Source organism: Halomonas sp. H5, from assembly GCF_050613175.1.
In the GTDB taxonomy this organism is placed as follows: domain Bacteria; phylum Pseudomonadota; class Gammaproteobacteria; order Pseudomonadales; family Halomonadaceae; genus Bisbaumannia; species Bisbaumannia salifodinae.
The window spans coordinates 1,124,611-1,136,932 of sequence record NZ_CP192510.1; the positions used below are offsets into that span (position 1 = coordinate 1,124,611).

A 12,322-nucleotide genomic window follows, 5' to 3' on the forward strand; every position below is an offset into this window, starting at 1 on the left:
CAGCTCCCACAATAGATTGCCGAAGATTGGCCAAGTCGTGGCTTTACGCTGTTCTGCGAAGCACCAAACTTTCGCGGCGCCTAGTGGGGCTCGATGGCGGTGGCCTGCCAGACGCGGCTGAGACTGGGGCCGCCGTCGTCGATATCGGCGCAGGTATCGAGGCGCAGGACCTCGCGGGTCTCGCAGGTGACGCTTAGCTCGCCGCCCTCCCGGTCGCGGCGCCTCAGGGTGACCCGGGCCCGCCCGGTCCGCTCCTCGACGCCGACCACCTCCAGCGCGGTGGCGGGCTCGCCGCGCTCCGCCAGCCACTCCAGCGCCGCCACCTGGGCGCACTGCTCCAGCGGACTGAGCCGTGAGTCGCCCCGGTAGCAGGGCAGGTAGGGGCGTCCCGCCGCCTCGCTCTCGAGCAGCGGGATGACGTCGTCGGGGGGGATGCGCCCGTACTTGCGCAGGGCGGGGAAGACCAGGGCGCTGGCGGCCAGGCGGCAGCCGCCCAGGTGGGTGCTCTCCCAGACCTCGAAGGGCAGGTCGGGGCGGGCCTCGACGGCCGCGGCCAGGGCCTTGTAGGCGGCATAGCCGAACTTGGCGCAGCACTTGTCCTTCTTGCCGTGGGTGCAACACAGCAGCAGCGGCGCCATGGGGGCCGGCCGCTCCCAGGCCGCCAGGTCGGCGTCGCGCTCGAAGGCCTCGAGAAACGCCGGGAGTTCGTCGCGGGGCACCGCGAACTCCCGATTCTCGGGCATCAGGTAGAGGCGGTGGGACTCCTCGGGTTGGTCGCGGCGATGGATCAGGTTGACCCGCCGGCCGCTCTCGGCCAGGGCGTCGAGGCGGGCCAGCAGGGCCTCGCTCATGCCGTTGGCCCGGCGCAGGTTGCGTCCCCAGTGGCGGCGCGGCCAGCTCAGCAGCAGGTTGCGCTCGGCATGGACGCCGCTACCGGCCAGGGGATCGCCCTGGGCGGCGCTCTCCACGGCGCAGAATTGCTGGGCCGCGCTCATGCCGGGACCTCCTGGCGCGGGCCGGGCATCGCGGCGGCCCCCAGGGCCGGCACGCAGATCGGCCGGCCGGTGCTCGGGGCGCGCATCACCTCGGCATCCAGGTCGAAGACCGCCTTGAGGTTGGTGGCGGTGAAGACCGCCTCCGGAGGGCCATGGTGCTCGATGCGGCCGTCGCGCATCATCACCAGCACATCGGCGTAGGCGGCGGCCAGGTTGAGGTCGTGGAGCACCACCAGCAGGGTGCGGCCCCGCTCGTGGGCCAGGCGCACCAGCAGTTCCAGCAGGTCGACCTGGACCTTGAGGTCGAGGTAGGTGGTGGGCTCGTCGAGCAGGATCAGGTCGGTCTCCTGGGCCAGCACCATGGCGATCCAGCAGCGCTGGCGCTGGCCGCCGGAGAGGGCGTCCACCGGGCGGCCGGCGAAGTCGTCGACCCGGGCGATGGCCATGGCCTCCTTGACCGCCCGCTCGTCCTCCGTCGACCACTGCCGCCATAGCCGCTGGTGGGGAAAGCGCCCCATGCCCACCAGCTCGCGCACCGTCATGCCCTCCGGGGCGGCGGGGCTCTGGGGCAGGATGCCCAGGCGGTGGGCGACCTCGCGGGTGCGGTAGCGGTGAATCTCCCGGCCGTCGAGGAGCACGCGGCCCCGCTCCGGGGTCAGGGTGCGGGCCAGGGTCTTGAGCAGGGTCGACTTGCCGCTGCCGTTGGGGCCCAGCAGCACCGTGACGCGACCCTCCTCGACCCGGAAGTCGACGCCGTCGAGGACCCGGCGGCCCTCGTAGCCGGCGGTCAGGGATTCACCGGCGAGGCGGCTGGCAGGCATGCGCGGGAAGATTCCTTTTGATAATGGTTTGTATTATGACTTGGGATTGTGTCATCTTCTCGCCGCCAATGTCCATCGTCCGGGAAGTCGCCGTGCCGTACCGCCTCGCCTCGCTGCTCCGCTTTTCCTGCCTGCTGGCGGCCTGCTGGCCGGTGCTGGCCGCCCACGCCGCCGAGCCCGTGCGGCACGTCGCCCATGCCCTGGGCGAGGCCCGCATCGAGGGGCGCCCCGAGCGCCTCGTCAGCCTCTACCAGGGGGCCACCGATACCGCCCTGGCGCTGGGGCTGGCGCCGGTGGGGGTGGTGGAGTCCTGGCTGGAGCGCCCCATGTACCGCTACCTGCGCGACGCCCTGCCGGAGGACGTGCGCTACCTGGGGCTGGAGACCCAGCCGGACCTGGAGGCGGTGGCGGGGCTGGCGCCGGAGCTGATCGTCGGCGCCCGCTATCGCCATACTCAGGCCTATCCGCTGCTGTCGCGCATCGCCCCCACCCTGATCGCCGACACCCCCTACGACTTCGAGGCGATGCTCGCGATGCTGGGGGAGGCCACCGGCCGCGAGGCTAGGGCCCGGGAGCTGCTCGCGGCCTGGCGGGGCCGGGTCAGTGATTTCCGTTGCCGGGCCGCGGCCAGCCTGGGGGACGACTGGCCGCAGAGCGCCTCGGTGGTCAGCTTCCGCGGCGACCATGTGCGGATCTACTACGACGGCTTCGCCTGGCGGGTCCTCGAGCAGTTGGGTTTCCGGCGTCCCACGGCCCAGGACGGCCCCGGCTGGGGCGTCAAGCTGGTCAGCCGCGAGCGCCTGCCGGCCATGGACGCCGACGCCATCTTCGTCTTTATGCGCGACGATCCGGCGGTGCTGGCCCTGCATCGCGACTGGACGGCCCATCCCCTGTGGCGGAGCCTCGAGGCGGTGGAGCGGGAGCGGGTCTACCGGGTCGATCCGGTGATCTGGAACATGGGCGCCGGCATCCTGGCGGCCAACCGCCTGCTCGACGAGCTCTATGCCCACTATGGCCTCGCCGACGACGGGGAGGGCGAGTCATGCTGACCACCCCCGTCGCCAAGCTGCTGGGGCTGCTGCTGGGCGGGCTGGGGCTGCTCGCCGCCGGCCTGGCCAGCCTGCTGCTGGGTGCCACCGCGCTCGCCCCGGGCGTGCTGGCCGAGGCCTGGCTGGCCCCGGATCCGGGCTCCACGGCGCAGCTGATCCTGCTCACCGAGCGCCTGCCGCGGGCACTGATCGCCGCCCTGGTCGGCGCCAGCCTGGCGGTGGCCGGCGCCCTGATGCAGACCCTGACCCGCAACGCCCTGGCCTCGCCGAGCCTGTTCGGCATCAACGCCGGCGCCATGTGCTTCGTGGTGGTGGCCGGCACCCTCTTCGCCCTGAGCTCGCCGCTGGCGCTGGTCTGGGTGGCCTTCCTCGGCGCCCTGGTGGCGGCGCTGCTGGTCGCCCTGCTGGGCCGCCAGCGGGGCGGCGGCCTCTCCCCGCTGCGGGTGGTGCTGGCCGGGGTGGCGGTCACCGCGCTCTTCGTTTCCCTGGCCCAGGGCCTGCTGATCATCGACCAGGAGCGCTTCGAGAGCCTGCTGCTGTGGCTGGCCGGCTCGGTGGCGGGGCGTGGCCTGGAGGTGGTGACGCCGGTGCTGCCCTTCTTCCTCGGCGCCGCCGTGCTCTGCCTGTGGCTGGTGCGCCAGCTCAACCTCCTGGTGCTGGACGACGAGGTGGTCAAGGGGCTGGGCCAGCGCACCGGCCGGGTCAAGCTGCTGGCCGGGGCGGTGGTCATCGTGCTGGCCGGGGGCGCGGTGGCGGTGGCCGGGATGATCGGCTTCGTGGGGCTGATCGTGCCGCATATGGCGCGCGCCCTGTTCGGCCGCGACCATCGCTGGGTGCTGCCCGCCTGCGCCCTGCTGGGGGCCGGCCTGCTGCTGGTCGCCGATACCCTGGCGCGCTTCTTGATGCCGCCCCAGGAGGTGCCGGTGGGGGTGATGATGGCCCTGCTCGGCACCCCCTTCTTCCTGGTTCTCGCCCGTCGCCGGAGTCTCAGCCCATGACCGCTCCCCTCGTGTTACGCGGCGCCGGCGGCCGCCTGGCCTGGCGCCTGGAGCGCCGGACCCTGGCGGCGACCCTGGGGCTGGCCGTGGCGCTGCTCGCCAGTGCCTGGCTCGCGCTCTGCCTGGGCAGTCAGCCCACCTCGTCGGCGCAGGTCTGGCAGGCGCTGTGGTTCCCCGAGCGCAGCGAGATCGCCCTGATCGTCCACGAGATCCGCCTGCCGCGGCTGCTGCTGGCGATCCTGGTGGGCGCCTGCCTGGGGACCGCCGGCCTGCTGATGCAGGGGCTGGTGCGCAATCCCCTGGCCTCGCCGGACGTGATCGGCATCACCGGGGGGGCGTCGCTGGCGGCGGTGAGCTTCCTGGCGCTGGGCGGCGGCGTCCTGGGCGAGGCCTGGTTGCCGGCGGTGGCCCTGGGCGGGGCGGCCCTGGTGGCGCTGGGCATCATCGCCCTGACCGGGCGCGGCCTCGGCCCGGCCCGGCTGGTGCTGATCGGCATCGGCATCAGCGCCGCCCTGGGCGCGGCGACCACCCTGGTGCTGGTGCTGAGCCCCGATACCACGGCGATGCAGGCCTATGTGTGGCTGACCGGCAGCCTCTATGCCGCCCAGTGGCGGGAGGTGGCGGGGCTCGCCCCCTGGGCGCTGATCGGCCTGCCCCTGGCGCTGGGGCTGGCGCGACGCCTCGACGTCCTGGCGCTAGGCGACGAGACGGCCACCGGGCTGGGCGCGGCGGTGCGCGGAAGCCGCCTGGCGCTGTTGCTGCTGGCGGTGGCCCTGAGCGGCGCGGCGGTGGCCTTCGCCGGCGGGCTCGCCTTTATCGGCCTGCTGGCCCCGCATCTCGCCCGGCGCCTGGTGGCGCCGGGTCATATGGGCCTGGTGCCGGCCAGCGCCCTGCTCGGTGCCCTGATCCTGCTCTACGCCGACCTGCTGGGGCGGCTGGCCTTCCTGCCCCGGGACCTGCCGGCGGGAATCTTCGTCGCCGGCGTCGGCGCGCCCTTCCTCGTCTATCTGCTCTATCGCTGGCGCTAAGCCCTGAATCAACCAGAAAAAAGGTTCATCGTAAGTCAGTGTGAAGACACGGCATTGCTGATGTCCGGCAAGCTAGTGTGGGAGTTAGGCTCTGCCGAACGATTGGAGCCCGAAGGGCTCCCAGGCGACAAGCGTCGAGGTGGATCAGGCTACTGGGGCGCCTTCGGCGCCATTCGCTCGGGGAACCCGAACGCCGGACCGCCGAGCTCCCACAGAAACCACGGTGGCAACTTGTGGGACAACATGGAGTTTCCCACCATGGTATTCACTCCAGTCTGCGAAGAACCATAAAAAAGCGGCGCCCGGGGGCGCCGCCAAATAGCGAGCTAGCAAGGCGAGGGCCTAGAAGTCCAACTGGTAGCCCAGGGTGAGGGTGCGGCCGCGGCCGGCGAAGTAGTAGTCGTCGCTGACCCGTCCGGCCTGGGAGTAGTAGGTGATGTACTGCTCGTCGGTGAGGTTCTCGACGCCCAGCGAGAGTCGCCCCTGCGGCAGGCGATAGGCCAGGGAGGCGTCCACCAGGCCGTAGCCGTCGAACTCCAGGTCGGGGTTGTCGACGCTGCGGTCGAAGTAGCGGCTGACCTGCAGGTGGGAGGAGAGGCGCTCGTTCCAGTCGGCGCTCCAGGCCAGGCGCAGGGTGTCCGGGGCGATATTGAGCCCGGTCAGCTCGGTGTCGACGCTGCCGTCGCCGTCGGTGTCCGACTCGCCCTCGGCGTGGGTATAGGTCAGGCGCAGCTCATGGGCGTCGCCCAGGCGCATCTCGCCGGTCACCTCGACGCCCTGGATCTCGGTCTTCTCGCGATTGCCGACCCAGCTGCCGCTAGCACTGTCGAAGGCGAGGCGCTCGCCGAAGTCGGAATTCGACTCGTAGTAGCTCAGCTCCAGGCCGTAGTTCTCCCAATCGAAGCGGGCGCCGATCTCGCGATTATCGGTGACGATGGGCTGCAACTGCAGCAGGCTGTCGATGTTCTGCCCCGGCTCGCCGATGCCGCGCAGTACCCGACCCACATCGGGCATGCCGAAGCCCTCCGAATAGTTGGCGTAGAACTGCAGCCAGTCGTTGGCCCGGTAGGTGGCGCCGACGTTGAACAGGGTCTCGTCGAAGTCGGGCTTGCCGCCTTCGACGGTCACGTTGTCCTGGGTCACGTCGCTGCGGTCGATGGTGGTGAAGTCGTCCACGTCGAGGCGGGCGTATTCGTGGCGAACCCCGGCGTTCAGGGTCAGGCGCTCGGTGACCGCCAGGTCGCCCTGCAGGAAGGCCGCAACGTTGTGGAACTGGCTCTCCGGCACATAGGTGCGCCCGGTATGCACCAGCGTCTGGGTGGTCTCGTCCTGAAGCAGGTCGAGGCCGGTGGTCAGGGTCAGGCGGTCATCGAGCAGGCCGCCCCGGGAGAGGGTGAACTTGGCGCCCAGCTTGTCGGAGGCGTTGCGGGTCTGGTCGAAACGGGTCTCGCCACCCTCCTGGTAGGGAAAGTAGGGCGTGGTGGCGAACTGGGCGCGGAAGCGCTGGTGGTAGAGCTGGGCGTCGAGGCGGTTGCCGAACCAGTCGTCATGCCCGTAGGCCAGGCGGGCCGTGGTCACCTCGTTGAAGCCGGGGTCGCCGTCCGGGGTGCCCGGGCGCGCGGTGGTGGGAATGCCGGCATCCCGGTCGCCGCTCACCGGGACATAGTCATCGCCTTCCTCCAGGTCGAAGTGATTGACCGAGACCTCCAGGTTCTGGTGGTCGTCGATCCAGTAGCCGAGGCGGGCGAAGAGGTCGTGACTGGTAGAGTCCTGCAATTCTCCCGGGTAGGCGATGCCGACGACCTCGTCGTTGCCGTCGTAGAAGACCCCGCGCTGCTGGCGGCTGGCCGCCACCAGGTAGTCCCAGTCGCCGCGCTGGCCGCTGAGGCGGTAGTCCAGCTTGTGGCCGAGGCCCTCCGACTCGAAGTCGTCGTCGCTGGTCAGCTGGATGCCGACATGCTGGTTGACCTCGCCGGCCTCGGCGCGGCGGGTCACGAAGTTGATGATGCCGCCGGTGGCCCCCAGGCCGTGCTCGGCGCTGGCGCCGTGGATCACCTCGATGCGCTCGACCATCGACAGGTCGATGGTGTAGCTGTCCCGAGCGCTGTCGCGCAGCGGGTTGGTCTGGGGCACGCCATCGATCAGGAACAGCGGCGAGCGACCGCGGAAGGACTCGCCGGCATTGGAGAGCTTCTGGCGGCTGGGCGAGTAGGAGGGGATCAGCTGGCTCAGTACCTGGCCGGGGTCGTCGCTGATCGCCAGTTGCCGTTCGATCTGCTCGCGGTCGATCACGGTGACGCGCTGGGAGCTGTCGTCGGCCTGGCGCTGGTTACGGGTGGCGGTGATCACCAGGGCCTCGAGGGCCGCGGCGTTGGCCGCGTCATCGGCCGCCTGGGCCAGGACGGGAGCGGGAAGCAGGCCGCCCAGCAGGGCGGGCACCAGCCAGGCAAGCGGACGCTTGGCGGGGAGTGTCATAGGATGGGGATCCCTTGCTTGTCATGAGTTGTGGGCTTCGTCGGTGCCGGGGAGTGACGCCGCGAAGGCAGTAAATAGTAATTTTTATCAAAAGCATCTGCAATTGCTCCTTATTTCTTATTAGGCTCTTCCCGTCCCAGGCATTTCCGGCTTGCGTCCCACGGGATTGTGACTACACTAGTTATCAAACGGTGTTTTTTAAAACGATCGTTTTCTTCTCCGGTCACCATCGAGACGAGCCCCATGGATACCCAGTCGCTATTGATCAATGCGCTGCTCTATCTCTTCCTGCCCCTGTGGGGCATCGCCGGCTTCGTCGACTGGTGCTGCCACCGGGCGACGCGCATCGAGGTCACCTCGGGGCTCAAGGAGTCGCTGATGCATTCGCTGATGGGCCTGCAGGTGGGCATTCCCATCCTGCTTTGCCTGCTGTTCCGGGTGAATGTGCTGGTGCTGCTGATCTGCCTGGTGGCCTGGGTGCTGCATGAGCTGGTGGCCCACTGGGACGTGCACTATGCGGCCCCGCGCCGCGAGATCAGCCTGTGGGAGATGCATGCCCATAACTACCTGGCCACGCTGCCGTTCTACATGCTGGCGATGATCCTGATCATCAACTGGCCGGTGGTGCTCGAGCTGGTCCAGTTGCAGTGGCAGGGCCAGCTGCGCCTGGAGCCCCTGGCCAGCCCCCATGGCGGCCAGGGGTATCTGCCGTTCTATCTCGGATTCATGGTGCTGCTGTGTGTCTTCCCCTACCTGGAGGAAAACCTGCGCTGCCTGCGCCATGCCCTCAAGCAGAGGACGTCATCATGAGTGTCTATGTCACCCGCAGCGGCCACCACCTGCCGGGGCCAGCCGTGGATAACGAGCGGATCGAGGAGGTGCTGGGACGGGTCAACGGCAAGCCCAGCCGCCTCAAGGCGCGCATCCTCAAGGCCAACGGCATCCGGCGGCGCCACTACGCCATCGACGCCGAGCATCGCACCACCATCGGCAATGCCGAGATGGCGGCCCGGGCGGGGGAGAGGTGCCTGGCAGCGGCGGGGCTGGGCAAGCGCGATGTGGGGCTGCTGAGCGTGGCCACCAGCCAGGGCGACCTGGTGCTGCCGGGCTTCGGCAGCCAGGTGCAGGCGGCGCTGGGGCTCGGCGACGTGGAGCTGCATACCAGCCACGGCATCTGCTCCAGCAGCATGATGGCGCTGAAGACCGCCTTCCTGTCGCTGGCCGCCGGCGAGCACCGTCGCGCCCTGGTGGTGGCCAGCGAGCTGGCCTCGCGGCTGTTCAAGGCGAGCCGTTTCGAGGCGGCGGGGGCCGAGCCCGACTTCGACGCCGAGTTCCTGCGCTGGATGCTTTCCGACGGCGCCGGGGCTCTGCTGCTGGAGGGCGCGCCCCGGGGGCGCTGCCTGCGTATCGACTGGATCCGCGGCTACTCCCACGCCGATGCCTATCCGTTGTGCATGAGCGTGGGCCAGGCCGCCGATGGGCGCACCTGGCAGGACTTCGCCACCTACGCCGAGGCGGAGGCGGCCGGGGCCCTGCTGCTGCGCCAGGACGTGCGGCTGCTCGACAATATCGTCAAGCTGGGGGTGGATGGCCTGCTGCGGCTGATCGACGAAGGGCGGGTGGCGGTCGACGAGGTCGATCACCTGCTCTGCCACTACTCTTCCCACCACTTCCGCGGGCGCATCGCCGAGATGCTGACCCAGGCCGGGGCGATGATCCCGGAGGAGAAGTGGTACACCAACCTCTACGAGCGCGGCAATACCGGCTGCGCCTCGCTATTCATCATGCTCGACGAGTTCCTGCGTACCCGGGAGCCCCAGCCCGGGGAGCGGATCCTGTGCATGGTGCCGGAGAGTGGCCGCTTCAATACCGCCTATATGCAGCTAACCATGGTCGACGCCTGAGAGAAGGAGATTCCCATGCAAGAGATTACCACCGCCGCCGGTCAGGCCTGCCTGCAGGGCCTGATGCGGGTCTGGTTCGACTTCGAGCGCCAGTTGGGCCGCCTGCCCTTGATCCAGCGCCTCGACCGCGGCGAGCTGAGCCTGGCGGAGTACCGCACCCTGCTGCTCAACCTGCGTCAGCAGGTAATCGAGGGCGCTCGCTGGATCAGCCGCTGCGCCTCGAGCTTCGACCGTCACCATGCCGACCTGCGCTCGGTGGTGATCCAGCATGCCCGGGACGAGCACCGCGACTACGAGCTGCTGGAGCAGGACTATGTGGCCGCCGGCGGCGAGCTGGCCGAGATCCAGGCGGCGCCGAGGAATATCGGCAGCGAGGCGCTGCACGCCTTTATGATGTATCGCGCCGGCCAGCCCAACCCCGTGGACCTGGTCGGGGCCATGTGGATCATCGAGGGACTGGGCCAGAAGATGGCCGGTGACTGGGCGGCCCGGGTCGAGGCGGCCACCGGCGGCGACGGCGGCTATACCCGCTTCATGCGCTATCACGGCGAGAACGACGATGATCACCTGGCCACCCTCTATGGCCTGATCGACCGGGTCTGCCGGGATCCCGAGGCGCCGGAGGCGATCCTCAGGACCGCCCGCGTGGTGGCCAGGCTCTATGCCCTGCAGCTGGAGGAGGTGCCCTATGACTAGGCCAACCCGTGGGCTAGCGGCGCCTGGTGGCCCGCTACACCATGCCCTGCGGCTGGAGGAGGTGCCCTGTGACTAAGCGATACGAGAAGCCAACGCTTAGCCCCTATCTGCGCGCCATCGCCCAGGACGAGGCGCTGCCCATCGAGCCGGAGGCGCGGCGGCTATGGCTGGAGGACCTGGCCAACCCCACCCGCTGGTGGCTGCGGCCGATCCTCCAGGGCCTCTTGGCGGTGCTGCTGCACTTGATCTGGTTCCTCAAGCGCCTGCCGCTGCCGCAGTTCCGCGCCCATGGCCTGCTGCAGCGGCTGATCTGCTGGTTCTGCACCCACTTCGTCAGTCCCCAGGCCAACCGCCTGATCCTGCGCCACTTCGCCACCGAATCGAACCTGCTCAACTTCCTGATCGACAACACCGCCCCGGGCCGGGTGGCGCCGGTGACCCTCTACCCGCGGCGCATCGCCGAGATGCGCGAGGCGAGCTTCGTCGAGCACGACCAGGCGCTGTTTCGCAGCTTCGAGGCAATGGGGGCGACGTCGGACAAGGTGGGGGAGGGCCAGGCAGGGAAGGGCGGGGCGCTCAGCTGGCAACACTGGCGTCCCCTGGACGACCTCGAGTTCGAGATCCGCCCGCGGCGTACCCAGGTGCTCGACTTCGAGAGCGCCCATGCGCTCTTTATGTGCCTGTTCTGCCTGCTGCTGACCCGGGAGGAGTACCGCGACGCCATCAACGGCTTCAACCTGGACCAGTCCATCGCCCTGCGCATCGGCGCGCTGATCGACGAGCCCCAGCTCGCCGAGCTGGCCTACAACAAGCATCCCCTCTACCTGGTGGGGCCCTGGAACCTGAGCCAGCGCTTCTTGATGCACGGTTTCTTCACCGAGTACCTCTATGCGCGGCTGGAGCGCCTGCGCCGGGAAGGCATCACTCGCTGAGCCAGCGCTTCCTGACGCAGGATGGCATCACCGTGCCTTCTTACCCGCGGCTGGAGCGCCTGCGCCGTTCGCAGGAATCGCCCCAGGCCGATGTTGCCTGAGGCTACTTGGAGTGCTTCCTGACCCGGCGGATATGCAGGGCCACGCCGATCAGCAGCGCCAGGGCCAGCGGGGCCAGGACCAGGCTCACCAGGCGCGGGTCATGGGGCACCACGGCGCTGACGCTCTCCACTCCCAGCTTGTAGAGGCTGAGGATGTAATAGCCCAGGACGATAAAGGAGAGCCCCTCCACGGCGCGCTGGATCGCCAGCTGGCGGCTGGTGCGCTCGTTGAGGCTCTGCAGGATCGCCGAGTTCTGGGCCTCCATCTCCACCTGGGCGCGAGCCTGGAGCAGGTCGCCGAGATGCGCCAGGCGCTGCTCCAGGCTGACCAGGCGCTGGTCGGTGGCGGCGCAGTAGCGCACCGTGGGACGGAAGCGGCGCAGGATGAAATAGCCCAGGCGCTGGCGATCATCGATGCGGGTCTCGCGCAGCTCCTCGATGCGCTCGGCCACCAGGCTGGCATAGGCCTCGGTGGCGCTGAAGCGCTGGCGGGCCCGGGAGCAGGTATGGGCGATGCGCGCCGAGAGGGCGCTGACTTCCTCCAGTAGCGGGCGGGTATCGCTGCGCGGTGTCTGGGCGTTGCGGTGGGTGAGCTCCGTCAGGGCCTGCTCCTGGGCCTGGAGCTCGCCGCTCAGCGACTTGGCCAGCGGCAGCGCCAGGGAGGCCATCATGCGGTAGGTCTCGATCTCCAGCAGGCGGCGCACCATGCGCCCCAGGCGGAAGTCATTGAGTTGCTCGTTGACCACCAGCAGGCGATTGACGCCGCACTCGCTGAGGTGGAAGTCGCTCCACACGCTGGCGGAGCCGCCGCCGACCTGGGAGCCGGCGGTGCCGCGGAAGCCATAGGCGGCGGGGGCACCGGCCCAGTGGGCCAGGGCTTCCACCCGCACCAGGCTGGCGTTGATGATCGCCTCACGATGGGGAGCGAGCAACCGCTCCAGCACCTCCGGAGGGGCGGGCCAGTGAGTCTCGCCGGGGTCGGTCGGCCGGTAGAGAGTCAGGGTCAGGAACTCGGTATGGCGTTCCCACTTCAGCGTCATGCCGTCGAGCTCGAGGATATTCTGGGCCGCCTGGTGATCGGGGGGCACGCCGTGTTCCCGGGCCAGCTGTTCGAGCAGGGCATGGCCGATCTCGCCGTCCTCGTCCAGCAGGGCATAGTGGTGCACCAGCGCCGAACTGGGCAGGTCGATGGAGGGGCGGGAGTGGAGCTCATCGTGCAGGGCACGGCGTTGGGGATGCATGGTGTTATGGTGTCCAGGGAAGAGGGGGCCTTCGAGGCTAGCCAGCGGCGCCGGGGGGAACAAGGCCCCGCCGGCCCTGACA

The 12,322-nt window shown here is 69.5% G+C and carries 11 protein-coding genes; 7 read left to right on the forward strand and 4 right to left on the reverse strand.

The window, feature by feature from the left end; translation table 11 throughout:
• Window positions 1-80 precede the first annotated feature (80 nt).
• Both ACQ1W9_RS05150 and ACQ1W9_RS05155 read right to left on the reverse strand, forming a co-directional pair.
• On the reverse strand, window positions 81-995 hold the full coding sequence (locus tag ACQ1W9_RS05150) for a sucrase ferredoxin (protein WP_431025644.1): 915 nt from the start codon (window positions 993-995) through the stop codon (window positions 81-83).
• The gene (locus tag ACQ1W9_RS05155; RefSeq protein WP_431025645.1) at window positions 992-1,816 is read right to left on the reverse strand and encodes an ABC transporter ATP-binding protein; all 825 of its coding nucleotides are present in this window, start codon (window positions 1,814-1,816) and stop codon (window positions 992-994) included. The genes ACQ1W9_RS05150 and ACQ1W9_RS05155 overlap by 4 nt, the downstream gene beginning before the upstream one ends.
• A gap of 35 nt (window positions 1,817-1,851) precedes the next feature.
• Here ACQ1W9_RS05155 and ACQ1W9_RS05160 point away from each other — a divergent pair, with 35 nt between their 5' ends.
• The 3 genes from ACQ1W9_RS05160 to ACQ1W9_RS05170 are packed head-to-tail and all read left to right on the forward strand — an operon-like array spanning window position 1,852 to window position 4,891.
• Window positions 1,852-2,865 (forward strand): ABC transporter substrate-binding protein, encoded by a 1,014-nt coding sequence (locus ACQ1W9_RS05160; protein WP_431025646.1) that lies wholly within the window; start codon window positions 1,852-1,854, stop codon window positions 2,863-2,865.
• Window positions 2,859-3,863 (forward strand): FecCD family ABC transporter permease, encoded by a 1,005-nt coding sequence (locus ACQ1W9_RS05165; RefSeq protein WP_431025647.1) that lies wholly within the window; start codon window positions 2,859-2,861, stop codon window positions 3,861-3,863. The genes ACQ1W9_RS05160 and ACQ1W9_RS05165 overlap by 7 nt, the downstream gene beginning before the upstream one ends.
• Window positions 3,860-4,891: a FecCD family ABC transporter permease gene (locus ACQ1W9_RS05170; protein ID WP_431025648.1), complete on the forward strand. Its 1,032-nt coding sequence runs from the start codon at window positions 3,860-3,862 to the stop codon at window positions 4,889-4,891. The genes ACQ1W9_RS05165 and ACQ1W9_RS05170 overlap by 4 nt, the downstream gene beginning before the upstream one ends.
• Window positions 4,892-5,233: 342 nt before the next feature.
• Here ACQ1W9_RS05170 and ACQ1W9_RS05175 read toward each other — a convergent pair whose 3' ends face one another.
• Entirely contained in the window at window positions 5,234-7,366 is a 2,133-nt protein-coding gene (locus ACQ1W9_RS05175; protein ID WP_431025649.1) for a TonB-dependent receptor, read from the reverse strand.
• Between the two features lie 243 nt (window positions 7,367-7,609).
• Here ACQ1W9_RS05175 and ACQ1W9_RS05180 point away from each other — a divergent pair, with 243 nt between their 5' ends.
• The 4 genes from ACQ1W9_RS05180 (at window position 7,610) to ACQ1W9_RS05195 (ending at window position 10,898) form a co-directional block, all read left to right on the forward strand.
• The gene (locus ACQ1W9_RS05180; protein ID WP_431025650.1) at window positions 7,610-8,176 is read left to right on the forward strand and encodes a diguanylate cyclase; all 567 of its coding nucleotides are present in this window, start codon (window positions 7,610-7,612) and stop codon (window positions 8,174-8,176) included.
• Complete coding sequence (locus ACQ1W9_RS05185; protein WP_431025651.1) at window positions 8,173-9,270, forward strand: beta-ketoacyl-ACP synthase III; 1,098 nt, start codon at window positions 8,173-8,175, stop codon at window positions 9,268-9,270. The genes ACQ1W9_RS05180 and ACQ1W9_RS05185 overlap by 4 nt, the downstream gene beginning before the upstream one ends.
• 15 nt (window positions 9,271-9,285) lie before the next feature.
• Complete coding sequence (locus tag ACQ1W9_RS05190; protein ID WP_431025652.1) at window positions 9,286-9,966, forward strand: hypothetical protein; 681 nt, start codon at window positions 9,286-9,288, stop codon at window positions 9,964-9,966.
• A 68-nt stretch (window positions 9,967-10,034) separates the two neighbouring features.
• Window positions 10,035-10,898: a DUF6999 family protein gene (locus ACQ1W9_RS05195; RefSeq protein WP_431025653.1), complete on the forward strand. Its 864-nt coding sequence runs from the start codon at window positions 10,035-10,037 to the stop codon at window positions 10,896-10,898.
• 103 nt (window positions 10,899-11,001) lie between these two features.
• On the opposite strand, the gene ACQ1W9_RS05200 is transcribed toward ACQ1W9_RS05195, so the two are convergent.
• Window positions 11,002-12,240, reverse strand: coding sequence for a DUF3422 domain-containing protein (locus ACQ1W9_RS05200; protein ID WP_431025654.1), 1,239 nt, complete (start codon window positions 12,238-12,240; stop codon window positions 11,002-11,004).
• Window positions 12,241-12,322 lie beyond the last annotated feature (82 nt).